14 protein-coding genes are annotated in these 19,997 nt (G+C 72.1%); 4 read left to right on the top strand and 10 right to left on the bottom strand.

The features are described 5' to 3' along the window. Positions 1-654 precede the first annotated feature (654 nt). A complete protein-coding gene (locus tag ACWEN6_RS22265) occupies positions 655-2,496 on the top strand; it encodes a beta-ketoacyl synthase N-terminal-like domain-containing protein (RefSeq protein WP_452572399.1) in 1,842 nt (613 codons plus the stop codon). Between the two features lie 175 nt (positions 2,497-2,671). On the opposite strand, the gene ACWEN6_RS22260 is transcribed toward ACWEN6_RS22265, so the two are convergent. From ACWEN6_RS22260 to ACWEN6_RS22250, 3 genes are all read right to left on the bottom strand, one after another. Then, positions 2,672-4,672 carry an acyclic terpene utilization AtuA family protein gene (locus tag ACWEN6_RS22260; RefSeq protein WP_452572397.1) on the bottom strand — a complete coding sequence of 667 codons (2,001 nt, stop codon included), beginning with the start codon at positions 4,670-4,672 and terminating at the stop codon, positions 2,672-2,674. Between the two features lie 131 nt (positions 4,673-4,803). After that, complete coding sequence (gene katG, locus ACWEN6_RS22255; protein ID WP_452572395.1) at positions 4,804-7,035, bottom strand: catalase/peroxidase HPI; 2,232 nt, start codon at positions 7,033-7,035, stop codon at positions 4,804-4,806. A gap of 32 nt (positions 7,036-7,067) precedes the next feature. Beyond that, positions 7,068-7,472: a Fur family transcriptional regulator gene (locus tag ACWEN6_RS22250; RefSeq protein ID WP_354846515.1), complete on the bottom strand. Its 405-nt coding sequence runs from the start codon at positions 7,470-7,472 to the stop codon at positions 7,068-7,070. Positions 7,473-7,816: 344 nt separating this feature from the next. Between ACWEN6_RS22250 and ACWEN6_RS22245 the strand changes: the two genes are divergently transcribed. Continuing rightward, positions 7,817-8,542, top strand: coding sequence for a GntR family transcriptional regulator (locus ACWEN6_RS22245; protein WP_452572393.1), 726 nt, complete (start codon positions 7,817-7,819; stop codon positions 8,540-8,542). A gap of 116 nt (positions 8,543-8,658) precedes the next feature. Here ACWEN6_RS22245 and ACWEN6_RS22240 read toward each other — a convergent pair whose 3' ends face one another. The 3 genes from ACWEN6_RS22240 to ACWEN6_RS22230 form a co-directional block, all read right to left on the bottom strand. Further along, positions 8,659-10,371, bottom strand: coding sequence for an AMP-binding protein (locus ACWEN6_RS22240; RefSeq protein ID WP_452572391.1), 1,713 nt, complete (start codon positions 10,369-10,371; stop codon positions 8,659-8,661). 337 nt (positions 10,372-10,708) lie between these two features. Continuing rightward, positions 10,709-11,275 carry a pyridoxamine 5'-phosphate oxidase family protein gene (locus ACWEN6_RS22235; protein ID WP_452572544.1) on the bottom strand — a complete coding sequence of 189 codons (567 nt, stop codon included), beginning with the start codon at positions 11,273-11,275 and terminating at the stop codon, positions 10,709-10,711. Between the two features lie 258 nt (positions 11,276-11,533). Beyond that, positions 11,534-11,788, bottom strand: coding sequence for a Smr/MutS family protein (locus ACWEN6_RS22230; RefSeq protein WP_354846233.1), 255 nt, complete (start codon positions 11,786-11,788; stop codon positions 11,534-11,536). Positions 11,789-12,079: 291 nt separating this feature from the next. On the opposite strand from ACWEN6_RS22230, the gene ACWEN6_RS22225 reads away from it, so the two are divergent. Next, positions 12,080-15,466 carry a S8 family serine peptidase gene (locus ACWEN6_RS22225; protein ID WP_452572389.1) on the top strand — a complete coding sequence of 1,129 codons (3,387 nt, stop codon included), beginning with the start codon at positions 12,080-12,082 and terminating at the stop codon, positions 15,464-15,466. Between the two features lie 119 nt (positions 15,467-15,585). Here the strand turns inward: ACWEN6_RS22225 and ACWEN6_RS22220 are convergent, their stop codons facing one another. The 4 genes from ACWEN6_RS22220 to ACWEN6_RS22205 all read right to left on the bottom strand — a co-directional run bounded on the left by ACWEN6_RS22220 (position 15,586) and on the right by ACWEN6_RS22205 (position 18,527). After that, the gene (locus ACWEN6_RS22220; protein ID WP_452572387.1) at positions 15,586-16,257 is read right to left on the bottom strand and encodes a lytic polysaccharide monooxygenase auxiliary activity family 9 protein; all 672 of its coding nucleotides are present in this window, start codon (positions 16,255-16,257) and stop codon (positions 15,586-15,588) included. Between the two features lie 208 nt (positions 16,258-16,465). Next, a complete protein-coding gene (locus ACWEN6_RS22215) occupies positions 16,466-17,770 on the bottom strand; it encodes an aspartate aminotransferase family protein (RefSeq protein WP_452572385.1) in 1,305 nt (434 codons plus the stop codon). A 63-nt stretch (positions 17,771-17,833) separates the two neighbouring features. Continuing rightward, entirely contained in the window at positions 17,834-18,166 is a 333-nt protein-coding gene (locus ACWEN6_RS22210) for an XRE family transcriptional regulator (RefSeq protein ID WP_452572383.1), read from the bottom strand. Beyond that, entirely contained in the window at positions 18,153-18,527 is a 375-nt protein-coding gene (locus ACWEN6_RS22205) for a type II toxin-antitoxin system RelE/ParE family toxin (RefSeq protein WP_452572381.1), read from the bottom strand. The genes ACWEN6_RS22210 and ACWEN6_RS22205 overlap by 14 nt, the downstream gene beginning before the upstream one ends. A gap of 229 nt (positions 18,528-18,756) precedes the next feature. On the opposite strand from ACWEN6_RS22205, the gene ACWEN6_RS22200 reads away from it, so the two are divergent. Next, the gene (locus tag ACWEN6_RS22200) at positions 18,757-19,959 is read left to right on the top strand and encodes a sensor histidine kinase (protein WP_452572379.1); all 1,203 of its coding nucleotides are present in this window, start codon (positions 18,757-18,759) and stop codon (positions 19,957-19,959) included. Positions 19,960-19,997 lie beyond the last annotated feature (38 nt).

The following is a 19,997-nucleotide window of genomic DNA, read 5'->3' as shown; positions in this document are numbered from 1 at the left end:
AACGCCGTGACCGTGTCGCAGGGAATGGCCGATTTCATAACTCGTTGCAAACCCTAACGGCGCCGGCGACGCCGGCGGCCGGTGGAGGAACGCGACCGGTCCGCCCGGCATTCCCGGACGCCCGTACGCCCCGCCGGGCGCGTACCTCGCATGAGGAGGCGCACGGCGATGCCGCGACAGGCCGCGCCCGAGAACCACGGCGGCACTCCCACCAGGTCCGCAGGCGTCACCGTGGCGCTCGCGCCGGGTCCGCGAGGATCGCCGTGGCGCCCGCGCCGGATCCGCGGGACGAGCCGTGGCGCCCGCCGCGACCATGAATATTCATCGGGATATCACCCCGGATATTCCGGCGTTGATACAAGTGTACCGTGATGGCCGTCTTGACGTATCCGGCGGGCGCATCTTAGAGTTTCGACGGGATTAGGGGCAGGGAATGGGGCTTCCTGCGCACGGGGAATCACCATACGCCGGGCGACCGGCCGCGTACTCGACACTTCGCGCGCACTGTTCCGGTATTCAATTATTTAATTCCGGCCGTCGCACATGAGAGTGACTCATGACATACTCCGCCGCGTACTTCGCGGGCCCCCGGCCGTTGGCGGCCGGCATCCGCCGCATACCGCCCCGCGCCCCGGCCGGTGAGAGGGGGCGCCGATGAACGACCCCATCGCCATCATCGGAATGGGGTTCCGGCCCCCCGGCCCGTCCGGCCCCGGCGACCTGGGAGGGCCGCTCGAAGACGCCCTCGTCACCGCCGTCGAGCCCCCTGGCCCCTCCTCCAGGAACGCGCCAATGCCCGACCGGCTGTACCTCGACACGCACGCGCCCCCCGCCGGCAGGGGCCGCACCCATCTCGGCGTGGGAGGGCCTTTCGCGCGCGCGGACAGCGTGTACGCCGAGGCGAGGAGGCGCAGGCCCGGCAGGAGGGGGCGGCCGAGGGACGCGCGGGGATGGCTCCCGGACGCGGAGGGGCTCCTGTCGCACGCCGACGGGCTCCTCCCCCACGCGCAGAGGCTCTCTCCGGACGCGGACGGCCTCCTCCCGCACGCGGAGGGGCCTGTGCCGGACATGCACGGCTTCGACGCGGTGCTCTTCGGCATGGACGCCGACCAGGCGGCGGGCCTGGACCCGCGCCAACGCCTGCTGATGATGACCGCGTGGGAGGCGCTGGAGGACGCCGGCCTTCGCCCGAGCCGCGTCGCGGGCGGCCGCACGGCCGTCTTCATCGGAAACGCGCACATGGACGAGCCCGAACGTCCCTCCCGCCCGTCCCGTGCCCCCCTCAGGACGCTCACCCCGCGCGACCACCGCGGCACGCTCTCCCGGCGGCTGTCGGCCACCTTCGGACTGTGCGGGCCGAGCGTGACCCTGGACACCGCCTGCACGTCCTCGCTGACCGCCGTCCACCTGGCCTGCCAGAGCCTGCGCACCGGCGATACCGGCCTGGCGCTCGCGGGCGGGGTCGACCTGCGACCGCTCGCCGACGACGGCGCCTCAGGCCCCTGGGACGCGCTGACGGTCCAGGACGCCCGCCGCGGGTTCGCCCGCGTGCCGGCGCGCGGACGCCGCCAGGGGGACGGCGTCCGGGTCGTCGTGCTCAAGAGGCTCGACCGCGCCCTCGCGGACGGCGACGCGATCCGCGGCGTCATCCTCGGCACGGCGGTCTCCAGCGACGGCGCGACGGACGGTCCCGTGCTCAGGCCGGCCGCGTCCGGCATGATCGACGCGCTCCGCTGGGCGTACCAGGACGCCGGAGCCGACCCCACGGCCGTCGACCGCCGCGAGCGGCCGCCGCTCGCGGGAGCGGACGGAGCCGAAGACGGCTCGGGGCACGTGCGGGCGGACTCCGGCATGGCCGGGCTGATGAGCACCGTCCTGCGCCTGGAGCAGGAGCCGCGGCAGGACCTGGAGCCGGAGTACGGCATGGCGCCGCCGGCGCCCGCTCCCGACGGCCCAGGGACGCCCGTCCCGTGGCACCGGCCGGCCGTTCCGGCGTCGCCCGCGCCACACGACCTGCCCGAGGGGGCCGTCGCCAGGGTGAGCGGCACGGGGTTGTCGGCGGTGAACGTGCACGTCGTGCTCGGCCGGGCACCGGCCGCGCCGCCCCGCCACTCCCCCGCGTCGCGGCGCCACCACCTGTTCACCATGTCCGCCCTCAGCCAGGAGGCGCTGGCCCGGCTGGCCCGCGCCTACCTCGACCTGCTCGAAGGCGACGACGCCCCGCCGCTGCGCGACCTGTGCTACAGCGCGGCCGTCCGCCGCGACCACCACCCGCTCCGGTTCGCCGCGGTCGTGGAATCGGCGGGAGACCTGCGCGAGGCGCTCGCCGCCTTCCCTGAGCCAGGCCCTTCGACCGGCGCGCCGCTCGACGGCCTCGCCGCGAGGTACCTGCGCGGGGAGGAGCCCACCGACTGGGAGGGCGCCTTCGACGTCGGAGCGGTATTCGTCCGTCTCCCCCTCTACCCGTGGCGAGCCGCCCCTCACTGGTCCGGCTGACCCGCCACCACGGCCGGCGCACGCCATCGCGGCGCTTCCGCCCTCGCGGCCAAGGAGCGTGCGCCCCCGCGGACAGGGGGCGCACGCCTCTGGGGACAGGGGGTGGATGTACCCGGTCAAGGGCGGACGTACCAGTCAGAAGGTAGACGTTCCGGTCAGGGAGCGAACGTTCCGGTCAGGATGCGGACGTCCTCGCCGCCTTGGCTGCGAGGACGGCGGACGGCGGGACGTCGACCAGGCGGGACAGGACGAACTCCCCGAGCGCCTTGGCCTGGGCGTCGAAGCGGCTGGTCGCCGTCGCCCCCTCGCCCAGCAGGCCGTGCACCACGAAGTTCAGCGCGCGCAGGTTGGGCAGCTCGTGGCGGTCGATCGGCAGGCCTGCGGCCTCGGGGAGCAGTTCGCGCAGCCGGTCGACGGTGAGCGCGCGCCGCATCCAGGCGTAGGACTCCTCCTCGCGCGCCCACAGGCCGAGGTTGGCGTTCCCGCCCTTGTCGCCGGACCGCGCGTCGGCCACCTCGCCCAGCGGCACCCGCACCGGGGAATCGCCCGCGTCCCCCGGCGTCACGGCCGGTCCGCTCGCGGTCGGTCGCCCGGCCCGCCCCTCCACAGCCGGTTCACTCGGGGGCGGTCCACCCAGGGCCGGCCCACTGACGGCCGATTCCCCGGCCGGTCGCCGCACATCCGGGCCGGTCAGGGCCGAGCCGGTCAGGGCGGGGCCGGTCAGGGCGGGGCCGGTCAGGGGAGGGCCGGTCAGGGGAGGGCCGGTCAGGGGAGGGCCGGTCAGGATGGGGTCGGTCAGGATGGGGTCGGCGGTGGGGGGCCAGGGGACGGGCTCGACGGTGCCGTCGGGCAGGACGACGCGGTGGTCCACCTCGGTGATCGGGACGGTCGCCGGCCAGTACGTGCCGTAGCTGCGCGCTCCCTGGGGCGTCCCTGCGGCGTAGAACCCGGGATAACTGCCGAGTGCGAGCCCGACGACCAGGCCGGAGAAGGCCCGTCCGACGGCCTTCTCCTGCGGTCCCTTGACCGCGACGCGCAGCAGGCACGAGGCGGCGTTCTGGTCGGCGGCGTCCGGCGCGGCCGTGCCGACGCGCTGGAAGTCGGCCGAGCACCCCTCGCCCAGCCCCTCCCGCACCGCGCGCTCGGCGAGCGCGGCCTTCTCCTCGATGTGGCGGCCGGTCAGCACGAGTGTGATCTCGTTCTCGTAGCCGCCGAGCGCGGTGATCGCGACCTTGGCGAAGGGCGGCGGGGGCGCGCCGCGCGTCCCGCTGATCTCGACGCGGTCCGGGCCGGCCTGCCTCAGCGTCACGGTGTCCAGGAGCGTGGTCACGTCCGGGTTCAGGTACCGGGTGCCCTGGATCTCGTAGACGAGCTGCGCGGTGACCGTGCCGACCGTCACCGCTCCCCCGGTGCCCGGGTGCTTGGTGATGACCGCGCCGCCGTCGGCCGCGACCTCGGCGATCGGGAAGCCGGGACGAGTAAGGCCGGGGAGCTCCAGGAAGGAGGAGTAGTTGCCGCCGGTGGCCTGCGCGCCGCACTCGATGACGTGCCCGGCGGCGACGGCCCCGGCGAGGCGGTCCCAGTCGTCGCGGGCCCAGCCGTGCCACCACGCCGCCGGTCCGGCGGTGAGCGCGGCGTCGCTGACCCGGCCGCAGACGACGATGTCGGCGCCCGCCGAAAGCGCGCGGGCGATGCCCCATCCGCCGAGGTAGGCGTTGGCGGTGAGCGGCGTGAGCCCAGACCCGGCGAGCGGGGTGCCGCGCTCGGCGTGCGCCAGCGGGTGGCCGGCGGCCTGCAGCTCGCCGAGCCGGTCCAGCAGGTCGTCCCCGGTGACGCAGGCGACCCGCGGCGACAGACCGGCGGCGTCCGCCAGGGCGGTGAGACGGGCGGCCAGCCCGCGCGGGTTCAGCCCGCCCGCGTTCACGACCACCTTGGTCCCCCGGTCGAGGACCGCGCCGAGGACGGGGGCGAGCTGCGCCGGAAAGCTCGCGGCGTAGCCGGCCTCGGGGTCGCGGGCCCGCCCCTTGGCCAGGACGAGCATCGTCACCTCGGCCAGGTAGTCGCCGGTGACGACGTCCACCTCGCCGCCGGTCACCATCTCGGCGAAGGCCGTGTGCCTGTCCCCGTAGAACCCCGAGGCGTTGGCGATGCGGACCGGCCGGCGCGCGGCGCCCATCGCGCCCTCCTCACCTGCTCACCCGAACGATCTTTCCGCCTACTGTGCCACGCCGGCGGCGTCCGCCGTACAGATCGCCCGGAGGAAGCCCGTGCGGGCCGGCCGGAGCCCGGCCGGCCCGCACGTCGTGATCAGACGAGGTCGAACCGGTCGAGGTTGGACACCTTGACCCACGCCGCGACGAAGTCCTTGACGAACTTCTCCTTCGCGTCGTCGCAGGCGTAGACCTCGGCGAGCGCACGCAGCTCGGAGTTGGACCCGAACACCAGGTCGGCGCGGCTGCCGATCCACTTGACCTGGCCGGTGGCGTCGTCGCGGCCCTCGAAGGTGCCGGCGTCCTCGGAGGTCGCCTTCCACGTCGTGCCCAGGTCGAGCAGGTTGACGAAGAAGTCGTTGGTCAGGGTGCCGGGGGTCCGGGTGAAGACGCCGAGCGGCGACTGCTGGTAGTTCGCGCCCAGGACGCGCAGGCCGCCGACCAGGACGGTCATCTCGGGGGCGCTGAGGGTCAGCAGGTTGGCCCGGTCGAGCAGCAGGTACTCGGCCGGCAGCCGGTTGCCCTTGCCGAGGTAGTTGCGGAAGCCGTCGGCGGACGGCTCGAGCGCGGCGAACGACTCGACGTCGGTCTGCTCCTGCGAGGCGTCCACGCGGCCCGGCGTGAAGGGCACCTCGACGGCGAAGCCGGCGTCCTTGGCGGCCTTCTCGACGGCGGCGGCGCCGGCCAGCACGATGAGGTCGGCGAGCGAGATGCGCTTGCCGCCGGTCTGGGCGGCGTTGAAGGACTCCTGCACGCCCTCCAGGGTGCGCAGCACCGTCGCGAGCTGGTCGGGGTCGTTGACCTCCCAGCCGTTCTGCGGCTCAAGGCGGATGCGCCCGCCGTTGGCGCCGCCGCGCTTGTCGCTGCCGCGGAAGGAGGAGGCCGACGCCCAGGCGGTGGACACCAGCTGCGACACCGGCAGGCCGGAGTCCAGGACGCGGCTCTTGAGGAAGGCGATGTCCTCGGCGTCGACGAGCTCGTGGGTCACCGGCGGGAGCGGGTCCTGCCAGAGCAGCGTCTCCGAGGGGACCTCCGGGCCGAGGTAGCGCACGACCGGGCCCATGTCGCGGTGGGTCAGCTTGAACCACGCGCGGGCGAAGGCGTCGGCGAACTCGCCGGGGTTCTGCAGGAACCGCCGCGAGATCTGCTCGTAGATCGGGTCCACGCGCAGCGCGAGGTCGGTGGTGAGCATCGTCGGGGCGTGCGTCTTCAGCGGGTCGTGGGCGTCGGGCACGGTGCCGGCCCCGGCGCCGTCCTTCGGCTTCCACTGGTGGGCGCCGGCGGGGCTCTTGCTCAGCTCCCACTCGTAGCCGAACAGGATCTCGAAGAAGCTGTTGTCCCAGGTGATCGGGGTGTTGGTCCACGCACCCTCGAGGCCGCTGGTGATGGCGTCGCCGCCCTTGCCGGTGCCGAAGGAGTTCTTCCAGCCGAACCCCTGGTCCTCCATGGGAGCGGCCTCGGGGTCGGCGCCGACGTGGTCGGCGGGACCGGCGCCGTGGGTCTTGCCGAAGGTGTGGCCGCCCGCGATGAGGGCGACGGTCTCCTCGTCGTTCATCGCCATCCGGCGGAAGGTCTCACGGATGTCGCGGGCCGAGGCCAGCGGGTCGGGGTTGCCGTTCGGGCCCTCCGGGTTGACGTAGATCAGGCCCATCTGCACCGCGCCGAGCGGGCTCTCGAGCTCGCGGTCGCCGGTGTAGCGCTTGTCGTCCAGCCAGGTGGACTCGGGGCCCCAGTACACGTCCTCCTCGGGCTCCCAGACGTCCTCGCGGCCGCCGGCGTAGCCGAAGGTCGTGAAGCCCATCGACTCAAGGGCGACGTTGCCGGCCAGGATCAGCAGGTCGGCCCACGAGAGCGCCTTGCCGTACTTCTTCTTCACCGGCCACAGCAGGCGGCGGGCCTTGTCGAGGTTGCCGTTGTCGGGCCAGCTGTTGAGCGGGGCGAAGCGCTGCTGCCCGGCGCCCGCGCCGCCGCGGCCGTCGCTGATGCGGTACGTGCCCGCGCTGTGCCACGCCATGCGGACCATGAACGGGCCGTAGTGGCCGTAGTCGGCCGGCCACCAGTCCTGCGAGGTGGTCAGCACCTGGGCGATGTCCTGCTTCACGGCCGCGAGGTCCAGGGACTTGAACGCCTCGGCGTAGTCGAACTCCTCACCGAAGGGGTTGGCCACGGCGGGGTTCTTGGCGAGGATCTTCAGATTCAGCCGCTCCGGCCACCACTGGCGGTTTCCGCCGCCCTGGGTCGGGTGCGGGGCGCGCTCGTGCGCGACCGGGCAGCCACCTCCGCCCTCCGCCTTGGCGTCGGTGACGATTGCATCATGGTTCTCGGACATGGGAATCCTTAGGGACTAGGCGATCAGGGTGCTCAGGAACTGCGGGCGGTGGAACAGTCGTGGCACAGGCCCCAGTAGGTGACCTCGGCCTCGTCTATCGAGAACGCGTGGTCGTCGGAGGCGGTCAGGCACGGCGCCTCGCCGACCGCGCAGTCGACGTCGGCGACGACACCGCACGAGCGGCACACGACGTGGTGGTGGTTGTCACCGACGCGCGACTCGTAGCGGGCCACCGAGCCGGACGGCTGGATGCGGCGCACCAGGCCCGCGGCCGTCAGCGCGTGCAGCGAGTCGTACACGGCCTGGTGGGACACCTCGGGGAGGTCACGGCGCACGGCGCGGATGATCGAGTCGGTGTCGGCGTGCGGATGCGCGTACACCGCGCTCAGCACCGCCACCCGTGGACGGGTCACGCGCATCGCCGCGCCGCGCAGCATCCGCTGGTATTCCGAGGTCGTGGCCACCGCAAAAGACTGGCCTATTTTCTTGAATCAGTCAAGAAAACGCGCCGCCGAGTCGGACGATGTTCACCCGGCGGACACGCGGAGTCCGCGAGCCGGGAAGGATGAGCGGGTCACCTGGCACGGCGGGAAGGATGCGCGGGTCCCCCGGCACGGCGGGGAGGGACGGCCGGTGACCGGTACGAGCACCGTGCGCCACAGATCCCGGAATCCGGTACGTAGCATGCTGCATGTCAACATTCGGGACGGCAAGGGGTGTTCCGGTCATTCAGCGGTAGAGTCCCCCAGGAGTCGAATCACAGCGGAAAGGTCCCCCCTCGGTGCGAACGGTCGGCGGCGCGTCCAGCCTCACGGAGCAGGTGATCGCGGCCGTCCGTGAGGCGATCCACTCCGGCGAGCTCCGTCCCGGCGAGCTGTACTCGGTGTACCAGCTCGCCGCGCAGCTCAACGTCTCACGCACGCCCGTGCGCGAGGCCATGCTGCGCCTGGCCGAGGCGGGCATGGTCCGCTTCGAGCGCAGCCGGGGCTTTCGCGTGCTGCGGCGCGACCCCAAGGAGATCGCCGAGGTGTTCCAGCTCCGGCTGCTGCTGGAGGTCCCGGCGGCGCGCGTCGCCGCCCGCCGCGCCGGTCCCGAGGTCGTCCAGGGCATGCGTGGCGAGCTGGCGCTGATGCGCGCCGCCGCCGAGCAGGACGACGAGCCGCGTTTCATGCGCCACGACCGCGCCTTCCACGACCTGCTGCTGAACGCCGGCGCCAACCGCAGGCTCGTCGGCATCGTCGGCAACCTGCGCGACGCGACGATGACGCTGGGCGCCTCCACCGTCGACCGCTCGCGCTCGCTGGTGGACATCGCCGCCGAGCACGAGCCGATCCTGGCCGCGGTGGAGGCCGGCGACGCCGCCGCGGCGGCCGCGGCGATGCGCGCCCACGTCGCGCGCAGCGGCGAGCTGCTGCTGGCGCAGGTCGCGGCCGAGAACGGCGTCGCCGCCGACCCCGAGGACGTCGACCTGATCCGCGCCCCCGGCGTCGCCGAGGCCGAGTCCTAGCACGCCGGTCCGCCGGGCGCGGTCCGCCGGGCCGCGGATCGCCGGCCCGCGGATCGGCGGGCCGCCCTGCCGAGGCCCCGCGCCTCCCGGGCGCGCCGCCGGCGGTGCGGGGAAGGCTACCGGGGCGGTTCCGCGGGGAAGTCGGTGTCGCGGTACTCCCCGGCGGGGCGGTCGTCGGCGGCGGCGTGCTTGTCCCGTTCGCCGTCGCGCAGCTCCACCCGCCGGATCTTGCCCGAGATGGTCTTGGGCAGCTCGCCGAACTCCAGCCGCCGCACCCGCTTGAACGGCGCGAGGTGGGCCCGGCAGTGCGCGAAGATGGCCGCCGCGGTCGCGGCCGTCGGGTCCCACCCGGCCGCCAGGACCACGTAGGCCTTGGGCACCGCCAGCCGCACCGGGTCGGGGGACGGGACGACGGCGGCCTCGGCGACGGCCTCGTGCTCGATCAGCACGCTCTCCAGCTCGAACGGGGAGATGCGGTAGTCCGAGGCCTTGAACACGTCGTCGGTGCGGCCGATGAAGGTGATGTAGCCCTCGGCGTCCCGGGCTCCGATGTCGCCGGTGTGGTAGTAACCGCCGGACATGGCCTCGGCCGTGCGCCCCTCGTCGCCGTGGTAGCCGGCGGTCAGCCCGAGCGGGCGGCGGGACAGGTCCAGGCAGATCTCGCCCTCCTCGGCCGGCTCGCCGGTGATCGGGTCCACCAGGACCACCCGGTACCCGGGCGCGGGACGTCCCATCGCGCCCGGCTTGAGCTGCTGCCCGGGCGTGTTGGCCACCTGGACGGTGGTCTCGGTCTGCCCGTAGCCGTCGCGGATGGTCAGCCCCCAGGCGGCGCGCACCTGGTCGATCACCTCGGGGTTGAGCGGCTCGCCCGCGCTGACCGCCTCGCGCGGCGGGATGCGCAGGCACGATAGGTCGGACTGGATGAGCATCCGCCAGACCGTGGGGGGCGCGCAGAAGGCGGTGACCCCGCAGCGGTCGATCTCGCGCAGCAGCCGTGCCGCGTCGAAGCGGGTGTAGTTGAACACGAACACGCACGCCTGCGCGTTCCAGGGCGCGAACACGTTGCTCCAGGCGTGCTTGGCCCACCCCGGCGAGGAGATGTTCAGGTGCACGTCCCCGGGCCGCAGCCCGATCCAGTACATCGTGGACAGGTGGCCGATCGGGTAGGAGGCGTGGGTGTGCTCCACGAGCTTGGGCCGGGCCGTGGTCCCCGAGGTGAAGTACAGCAATAGCGGGTCGTCGGCCGCGGTGGGCCCGTCCGGTTCGAAGGCGGGGTCGTGGTCGTAGGCGGCGGCGTAGTCCAGCCAGCCGGGCACCGGCCCGCCGACGGCCACGCGGGTGTAGGCGCCGGGCACGCCGTCGAACTTGGCGGTGTCCGCCGCGCCCGCGACCACGTGTCGCGCGCCGCCGCGCTCGACGCGGTCGCGCAGGTCGGCGGGGCCGAGCAGCGGCGCCGTGGGGATCAGCACGGCGCCCAGCTTCATCGTCGCCAGGATCGTCTCCCACAGCTCGACCTGGTTGCCGAGCATGAGCACCAGGCGGTCGCCGCGGCGCACGCCCTGGGCGCGCAGCCACCCGGCCACCTGCGAGGAGCGGCGGGACATGTCGGCGAAGGACAGCCTGCGCTCGGAGCCGTCCTCCTCGACGATCCACAGCGCGGGGTCGTCGTTGCCCCTTGCGATGACGTCGAACCAGTCGAGCGCCCAGTTGAACCGGGACAGTGCCGGCCATTCGAACTTCTCGTAGGCGGTGGCGTAGTCCTCGCGGTGGGCGAGCAGGAAGTCGCGGGCCGCGCGGAACACCTCCGTGCCGTCAGTGGTCTGCACCATGTCGTTCTCCTCCCGGCGCTGCCGTGCCTGCACGATGGTGGACCCGGACGGCCCCCTCGTGCCACCCCCGGACGGCGCTCCCACCAGGCCAGCGCACCGCGCTCACGGCCGTGACCTGCGCCTTCGGGCGGAGTTATCATCGAAGAGAGGAAGCGATCGAACGCCTGAACGCCTTCGGCCTCGCGGCGCCGCCCCGCTCGGGCGGCGCTTGGACCCGGCTCTGCGCATGGCCGACCGCTTCCTCCATCTCTGCCCGCCGCTCCCCGAGGTGTGCGGCGCCGGCGGCGTCTGCGGCGAGGTGACGCTCAGAGCGAGGGCGACAGCTGAGGAGAGGCGTTCAGCTCCGGTAGAGGCGCTCGGCGTACTGGGCGCCGTAGTAGCGCTCCAGCTCCGCGAGGCTCTCCTCGGTCGGCTGGATGGCCTTGACGATCTGCGCGTGCGGCGGCAGGACGCCCGGGTCCCAGGTGGCGGGCTTCCAGAGCGACGAGCGCATGAACGCCTTGGCGCAGTGGAAGAAGATCTGCTCGATCTCCACGACGAGGGCCAGTTGCGGCCGGTGTCCCTTGACGACCATCTGGTCGAAGAACGGGGCCTCGCGCAGCAGGCGGGCGCGGCCGTTGATGCGCAGCGTCTCGTTGCGGCCGGGCACGAGGTAGATCAGGCCGACGTGCGGGTTGGCCAGGACGTTGAGGAAGCCGTCGGCCCGGCGGTTGCCCGGGCGCTCGGGGATGGCGATCGTGGTGTCGTCGAGGACCAGCGTGAACCCGGGCGGGTCGCCCTTCGGTGAGACGTCGCAGGCGCCGTCCGCGTCCGCCGTGGCGATCAGGCAGAACGGGGAGGCCGCGAGCCACTCACGGTCGAGCTCGTGCAGGGCCGTGCGCTCCTTGGTGACCGCCCGGGGCATCACCTCGCCGAGCAGCGCGCGCAGCTCGGCTTCGGAGGTGACCTCGGCGTATCCCTCCCGCGAGGCCCGCGTGCCGGACGCCGCGCCGGACGCGCGCCCGATGGCCTCCTCCAGCCGGTCGGCCGCACAGGCGGCCCCGCTCTCCTCGACGTCCTGGACGTTCTCCGGCACGGTGTCCCCTTCCGCTAGCCGATCATGACCGAGGTCAGCCTATTTCATCGGTCTTATACGCTTTTGCGGGGGGCGTCACCCTTTGCGTCACTTCCAGCGGAAGTAGACGAACAGGCGGCCGTGGTTCTTGGCGTCCTTGTCGATGCGGTGGTACAGGGCCTTGACCTCCTTCTGGTCGAGGAAGCGCAGCACCTTCTTCTTGAGCTGGCCGGACCCCTTGCCGGGGATGATCTCGACCTCGGTGGCCTTCTTCTGCACCGCCTCCTGGATGATGCCGCGCAGCGCCCGGTCGATCTCGCCGCCCTTGTTGTAGATGTCATGGAGATCAAGCTTCAGCTTCACGCCCGTGATTGTACGCGGCCCGCTTTGGAACGGTCCGCTAACTGCGACGATCACAGCATTTAACCGTTCCATGTCCACATTTGGTCAGATATTGCTGCTGATCGAGGCTTACCGCGATCTAGGCGGAAAAGTGGCGCGCATCTAGACTCCGTCTGAGTTCGGCGACCCGGAGACGGCTCGCCGGCCAGTGTCGCCCGACGGGGAGGGTGGGGTCCTTTCCCGTGCGCACGGGTGACGCGACTCCTCCATGCCCGCCGGGCGGCGAGTCCAGGTGGTTCACCAGGAGGTGTCGTGCCACGCAAGCCCCTTCCCACCCTCTTATCCCGGTCGCGCCGCGTCGCGGCGGCCGGAGCGAGTCTCGCGGTCATCGCGGTGATGAGCCCGGCCGTGCCGGCGTCCGCCGATCCCTCGCCGAGCACGGCGACGGGCTCGGCGAGCCCCGCGACCGGTTCGACCAGCAAGTGGAAGGCCACCGCGCTGACCCCGGCCGACCGCGTCCAGGGGGCCAGGTCCCCGAGCGGCAAGCTGGCCAGAAGTGACGCATCCCTGTTCGGGGCGACGTCGGCCAAGCCCGTCAACGTGGTCGTGAAGCTCGACTACGACTCCCTCGCCGCCTACAAGGGCGGAGTGGACGGGCTCAAGGGCACCAGCCCCTCGGTCACCGGCAAGAGCCTGGACGTCACCAGCACGGCGGCCAAGCAGTACGAGAAGCACATCGAGGGCGTCGAGAACGCCTTCCTCGGCGAGCTCGGCAGGCGCCTCCCCGGCGCCAGGGCGGGCCAGAAGCTGCGCACCGTCTACGGCGGCATCGCGCTCAGCGTCCCGGCGAACAAGGCCGCCGACCTGCTGAAGCTGCCCGGCGTCGCCGCCGTGCAGAAGGACGACCTGCAGCACCCGCTGACCGACGCCAGCTCCGACTTCATCGGCGCCCCCACGATCTACAACAAGCTCGGCGGCACCAACTCCTCCGGCAAGGGCGTCATCTTCGCCAGCCTGGACTCGGGCGTCTGGCCCGAGCACCCCTCCTTCGCCGACCCCGGCGGCCTGCCCGCTCCCCCGCCCACCAAGGACGGCACGCCGCGCGTGTGCGACTTCGGCGACAACCCGTTGACGCCCGCCGCCGACCCGTTCGTCTGCAACCACAAGCTGGTCGGCGGCCGGCCGTTCATCGACACCTACAACGCCGTCTACGGCGGCGAGGTGTACCCCGACAGCGCCCGCGACTCCAACGGGCACGGCACCCACACCGCCTCCACCTCGGCCGGCGGGCCGGTGGCCGACGCCAACCCGCTCGGCATCAGCCGCGGCCCGATCCACGGCATCGCCCCCGCGGCGGCCGTGTCGGTGTACAAGGTCTGCGGCGCCGAGGGCTGTTTCTCCTCCGACTCCGCCGCCGCCGTGGGCCGCGCCATCCTCGACGGCGTCCGCGTGATCAACTTCTCGATCTCGGGCGGCGCCGACCCCTACAGCGACCCGGTCGAGCTGGCCTTCCTGGACGCCTACGCGGCCGGGGTCTTCGTCTCGGCCTCGGCCGGCAACGCAGGGCCGGGCGCCGGGACCACCGACCACGCCTCGCCGTGGGTGACGACCGTCGCCGCCTCCACGCAGACGCGCACCTTCCGCTCGACGATCACGCTCAACGGGACCGGCGGCGCCAAGGCCACCATCTCGGGCGCCTCCATCACGCAGGGCGTCACCACCGCCCGGCCCGTGGTGTCGGCCGCCGCCCCGCCGTACTCCGACCCGTTGTGCCTCACCCCGGCGCCTCCGGGCCTGTTCAGCGGCAAGATCGTCGTCTGTCAGCGCGGCCCCAACCGGGTGCTCAAGGGCTTCTCCGTCCGGCAGGGCGGCGCGGTGGGCATGATCCTCTACAACGCGACGCCGCTCGACGTGATGACCGACAACCACTGGCTGCCGGCCGTCCACATCGACCAGCCCGAGAGCACGACCCTGCTCAACTTCCTGGCCGCCAACCCCGGCGCGACGGCGTCGTTCACCCAGGGCGCCAAGACCACCTGGCAGGGCGACGTCATCACGACGTTCTCCTCGCGAGGGCCGGCCGGCGACTTCCTCAAGCCGGACGTCACCGCGCCGGGCCTGCACATCCTGGCCGGGCAGACTCCGACGCCGGAGTCTCCGCTGGAGGGCCCGCCCGGCAACCTCTTCCAGGTGATCGCCGGCACCTCGATGTCGTCGCCGCACGTGGCCGGGGCCGGCGCGCTGCTGTTCGCGCTGCACCCGGACTGGACGCCGGGCCAGGTCAAGTCGGCGCTGGAGACCACGGCCAAGACCGCGGTCACCAAGCAGGACCGGGTCACCCCCGCCGACCCGTTCGACTACGGCGGCGGCCGCATCGACCTCACCAAGGCCGGCGACCCGGGGCTCACCCTGGACGAGACGGCGGTCAACTACGCGGCCTCGGCGGCCGACCCGCTGAACCGCATCGACCTCAACGTGCCGTCGGTGAACGCGCCGGTCATGCCCGGCATCATCACCGCCAAGCGGACGGTCACCAACGTCACCGACAAGACGCTCAACTACACCGCGACCGGCACCGCGCCCAGCGGCGCCAACATCACGGTGCTGCCTCCGCTGTTCAGCGTCAAGCCCGGCAAGAGCGCCAAGCTGACCATCGTGGTCACCGCGCCGGACCTGCCCGAGGGGCAGTACTTCGGCCAGGTGAACCTCAAGCAGGTCGGCGGCTCGCGCGACCTGCACCTGCCCGTCGCGTTCTACCGCAAGGAGGGCGTCGTGCCGGTCGACCAGACCTGCGCGCCGGCCACCATCGCCAAGAACACCGGCGAGTCCACCTGCACGGTGACCGTGGAGAACACCACGCTCAAGGACACCGAGGTCACCGCGCTCAGCACCCTGGACGCGCGGCTGCGGCTGAACGGCGTGACCGGCGCGACCAAGGTGGGCACGCAGATCGCCACCACCAAGGCCACGCTGGCCGGGCGGCAGCCCGACCGCCCGGCCATCGCCCCTGGCACCGGCCCGGCGGGCTACCTGCCGCTGGACGCGTTCGGCATCGCGCCGACCCCGATCGGGGACGAGGAGTCGGTGAACTTCAACGTCCCGGCCTTCACCTACGCGGGTAAGAGCTACACCCGCATCGGCGTGGTCTCCGACGGCTACAGCGTCGTGGGCGGCACCAACGGGTCGGCGGACGTCTCCTTCAGCCCGCAGACCCTGCCCGATCCGGCGCCGCCGAACAACGTGCTGGCGGCCTACTGGACCGACCTGGACGGCGGCGGCGCCCCCGGCGTCTACGCCGGCACGCTGACCGACGGCGTGTCCACCTGGCTCGTCATCGAGTGGCGCGTCCACCTGTACGGGACCTCGAGCCTGAAGGTCTTCCAGCAGTGGATCGGCGTCAACGGCGCCGAGGACATCACCTACGCCTACGACCCGTCCAACCTGCCCGGTGACCCCGGCGCCTCCTACGGGCTGACCGTGGGCGCCGAGAACTCCGACGGCACGGCCGGCGCCCAGATCTCCGGGCCGCCGACCGAGGACTACCGGGTCAGCAGCACCCCCGGCGCCCCCGGCGGCAAGCTGACCTACACCATGAAGGTCAAGGGCGTGAGCTCCGGCGTGGGCTCGGTCACGACCGCCACCTCCACCGACGAGGTGAAGGGCATCACCATCGAGGTTGACAAGATCACCGTGCAGTGACCCGGTCGCCTCGGTGCTCACTCAGGTGAGCACCGGGGCGATCTCCGCAGGGGCCCGGTCCCTCCGCACGGGGCGGCGTGCGGAGGAGATCGGACGGTCGCAAGGCGGCGGGCCGTTCGTCAGACGAAGTTGACGTCGCTGCAGAAGTAGTAGTTCTGGTCCGCGTGCGAGGCCTTCCAGATCGTGTAGATCACGTGCCGGCCGGTGCGGGACCCGCGCGAGATGTTGTTGATCATGTAGGTGTTGGCCTGCGCGTACCTGCCGGTCTCCCGGACCAGTTCCAGGTTGTTCCAGCCGAGCGGCGTGGTGAGGGCGTTGTAGCCCTGGCGGGTGATGTAGACCCTGATGTAGTCCGCGCCGTGGGCGGCCTGGTCCATCAGGTTGATGTTGAACGTGCTGCCCAGGTTGGTCATCTTCCACGCGCCGGGCCTGTCCATGGAGCGATAGCGGCCGTTCTCGGTCAGACCGGCGCTGCAGAGCTGGCCGTTGGGGATGACGCCCTGGTGGTTGCCGGCCACGTTCTCGCGGTAGAGCCCGTTCCAGTTCCACATGGCGTTGACATTGTCCTGCCACGCCTGCCAGCACATCGGGTCCTGCTGCTGCATCGAGGGGTTCTGGAAGTCGTTGCCCCAGCGCAGCCAGCAGCCGTAGTTGCGGGAGGCGGGGTTGACGACCGACCCGTGCGCCGACGCGGTCCCGGTGAAGGGGACCGAGGACAGCATGACCGCGCACATCAGGACGGCCAGCGCGCGCAGGGCGCGACGGGGTGAGCGAAGAATGCGGTGGGACATCGTGCGGTCTCCGTGTTCCGGTCGGGGGGATTCCGGGGAAGGGGAGCGCTCCCGCACCCGCGACGCTATCTGACGCCCCACCCCCACACAAACGACCCCGGCAGGTCAACCCCGGACTGACCAGCGAAGATCGCTCCATTAGTTTGGCGACCAGCCGAAAGATGCGACCACACTGCCATCGGCCCCCCTGAAAATTTCAGCAGCCCGGTCAGAACCGCCGGAGGTGCACGGCCTTGAGGGACGCCTCCAGGATGTCCACGCCGGCGTGCAGTTCGTCCTCGCTGATCGTGAGAGGCGGGGCGATGCGGAAGATGCCGCCCATCCCCGGAAGCTGGACGATGTTCATGTGCAGCCCGCGTTCGAGACAGGCCGAGGTGACCGCCTTGCCCAGCGCGTCGGCGGGCGCCTTGCTCTTCTTGTCCTCGACGAGCTCGACCCCCTGGAGCAGGCCCCGGCCGCGGACATCGCCGACCACCTCGTACTCCTCGCGAAGCGCCAGCAGCCGCTCGGCGAGCAGGCCGCCCAGTGTCGCGGCACGCCGCGGGAGGCTCTCGCGGTCGATGACGTCGAGGACCGTCAGGGCCACGGCGGCGGCCAGGGGGTCGGAGACGTGGGTGGTGTAGAACAGGAAGTCCCGGTCGTGGCAGACCTGCTCGATCTCGGCGGTCGTGACCACGGCCGCCACCGGCAGCCCGGCTCCCAGGGTCTTCGACAACGTCAGGATGTCGGGCGCGACCCCGTCGCGCTCGAACGCGTACATCAGCCCGGTGCGGCCGAGAGCGGTCTGCGCCTCGTCCAGGATGAGCAGCATGCCGCGTTCGTCGCACATCTCTTTGAGGCGGCGCAGATACCCGGGCGGCAGGTCGATGATGCCGCCCGAGGACAGGATGGGCTCGATGAGGCAGGCGGCGAGACTGCCGGCGGACTGCCGGTCGACCAGGGCGAAGCCGTAGTCGAGTTCGGCCTCCCAGTCGTGCGACCCGTCGGAGGACCGGAACGGCGAGCGATAGGCGTTCGGCGCGGGCAGCGCGAGGTTTCCCGGCATCGGGGGACCGTAGCCGCGCCGCCCGGCGGAGAAGGTCGCGGCGGCGGCCCCCTGCGTCATGCCGTGCCAGGAGCGGTCGAATGAGACGATCTCGAAGCGGCCGGTGGCGAGCTTGGCCATCTTGATCGCTGCCTCGTTCGCCTCGGCTCCCGTGGTGAGCAGCAGCATCTTGGCGAGCGACTCGGGCAGGGTCGCGGTGAGCCTGCGGGCCAGCTCCAGCACAGGAGCGCTGAGCATGCCACTGAAGAGGTGGTCCAGCGAAGCGACGGCCGAGGAGACCGTCGCCACGATGTCCGGGTGGGCGTGGCCGAGGATGGCGCTCATCTGCCCCGAGGTGAAGTCGAGGATCGCCCGGCCCTGGCGATCGTAGACGTACGCACCGGCGGCACGTTCGATGACCCGTGGGGTGAAAGCCCCCCCGTAACGGACCAGAAGCCGATCCGCGTCATCCCAGAACACCGTGTCCATGCCAACCCTCTCCCGCCACGCCGAAGAACGACGTCAACTTTCGGACACCATGCTCCCGTATGACTAAGCGACGCGATATACGGCCCCGTCGATCTTGGCCACGACCTCGAGCTCTCCTCCAAGGGCCTCGACGTAGGAGCGCAGCACGGCGAGCGTAGTCTTGTCGAGATCACCGTGTTCCACCTCGTGCACCCGAGGCTGGGACACGCTCATCTGGTCGGCCATCTGCCGCTGGGTCCGCCCCCGCGACTTGCGCAACTGTGCCAGATGCCATCCGTGCACGTACGACTCGAGGTGACGTCTGGCCTGCGCGAGTTCGCCGCGATCGGTCAGCCCGACATCCTCGAAGAACTCGTCGATGTCCTCGTACCGCACCGAGTGCTCACTTTCCTTCATCGTCCTCCTCCCCCTTGATCACCTCTTGATAGCGCGCCTCCGCCAAGGGAACAGCACGCTCGTACCACTCGCTCCACCGGCCCGCCTTGTCACCTGCCACCAGCAGCACCATCCTGCGCACGGGATCGAAGACGAACAAGATCCGGATCTCGCTGGACCCGGAGGAACCGGGCCGCAGTTCCTTGAGGTTGCGAATGCTGCTGCCCCGCAGCGTATCGACCAGCGGCCTGCCCACCCCAGGGCCATGCTCCAGCACGTGCTGGATGGCGGCGCCGACGAGGTAGGCCGACGCTCGATCCGAACGCCGCAGCTCGATCAACCACTGTCGCACCTCGGCATGAACGACAATTTTCCACGTCACGAAAGGGCACTATAAGGAATACCTTATCAGCAACATCGGGAAACGCCAGAACTCCGTGACCGCTCGACTACCGATCGTCACCCTTTCGGTGGCCGGTCGTCGTCCGGCGGTGGGTGCGGCATCGGTACGTCCGGGAGCGCCAGGCGCGGCGGGTGTACCACGGCGGGAGTAGGCCGGGTTACGCCCTGGTGCGGAGGAGACGGGGCGCGGCGGGCTCTACCGTGCTGGGATGGGGTTTGTGCGCGAAGGCCGAGCACCGGCAGAGTCCTCCGAGTCCTCCGGGTCCTCCGGGTCCTCCGGGCGGCCGTGGCGCCCGCTCGCGATCGACGTCCTGCTCGCCGCCGTGGTCACCCTGCTGTCGGTGGCCGACGCCGTGTCGCTCCCCCGCGCCGACCCGCTGGACTACCTGATCCTGCTGGCCGGCACCTGCTCCGTCGTGGCCTGGCGCAGGGCTCCGGCGGCCGCCCTGGTCGTCGCCACGACGTTCATGCTGGTCTACGCGCTGCGGACGCACCCGGGGCCGTCGGCGGCCTTCCCGGTGCTCATCGCGGTGTTCGCCGTGGTGCGGTCGGGCCGCCGGATCCTGCCCGCCGTCGCCGGCGCCGCGTTCCTGCTCGGCACCGTGGCCGACAACGTGCTGACCGCCCCCGTGCAGTCCCGCCAGCACCTCAACCAGTCGGCCGTCCTGCTGCTCGGCTGGTTCCTCGCGGCCGGCGTCGGGGGGACGGTCACCCGGCACCGGCAGGCCTACCTGGAACAGGCGCGGCAGCGGGCCGCCGAGGCCGAGCGCACCCGCGAGGAGGCCGCGCTGCGGCGTGCCGGGGAGGAGCGCCTGCGCATCGCCCGGGAGCTGCACGACTCGCTCACCCACAGCATCTCCATCATCAAGGTGCAGGCCGGCGTGGCCGTCCACCTGGCGCGCGGGCGCGGCGAAGAGGTTCCGGAGGCGCTGCTGGCCATCCAGGAGGCCAGTGGCGAGGCGATGCGCGAGCTGCGCGCCACCCTTGAGGTGCTGCGCGACTCGGCCGGGGACCCGCCCGGCACCGGGCTGGACCGGCTGGACGACCTGGTGGCCCGGGCGCGCTCGGCCGGCCTGCCGGTCACCGTGGAGGTCGCCGGTGAGCCACGCGCGCTGCCCGCCGGCGTCGACCGCGCCGGCTACCGCATCGTCCAGGAGGGACTCACCAACGTGTCCCGGCACGCCGCCGGGCACACCGGCGCGCGGGTCCACGTGGGCTACGGCCCGGCGGCGCTGACCGTGCGGGTCGAGGACGACGGCGTCCCGCCGGCCGGCCCGCCGCCCGTGCCGGGCGTGGGACTGACCGGCATGCGGGAACGGGTCGCCGCCCTCGGCGGCCGGCTGCACGCTGGGCCCCGCCCCGGCGGCGGCTTCACCGTCCGCGCCGAACTCCCGTTGCAGGACCGCCCGTGAGCGGCTCCCGCGCCGCCACTCCCCCTGAAGTACCGCCC

The sequence above is a fragment of the Sphaerisporangium sp. NPDC004334 genome (genome assembly GCF_053602655.1).
The sequence above is the reverse complement of the archived record's forward strand: the minus strand, read 5'-3'. Positions and strand labels throughout refer to the sequence as shown.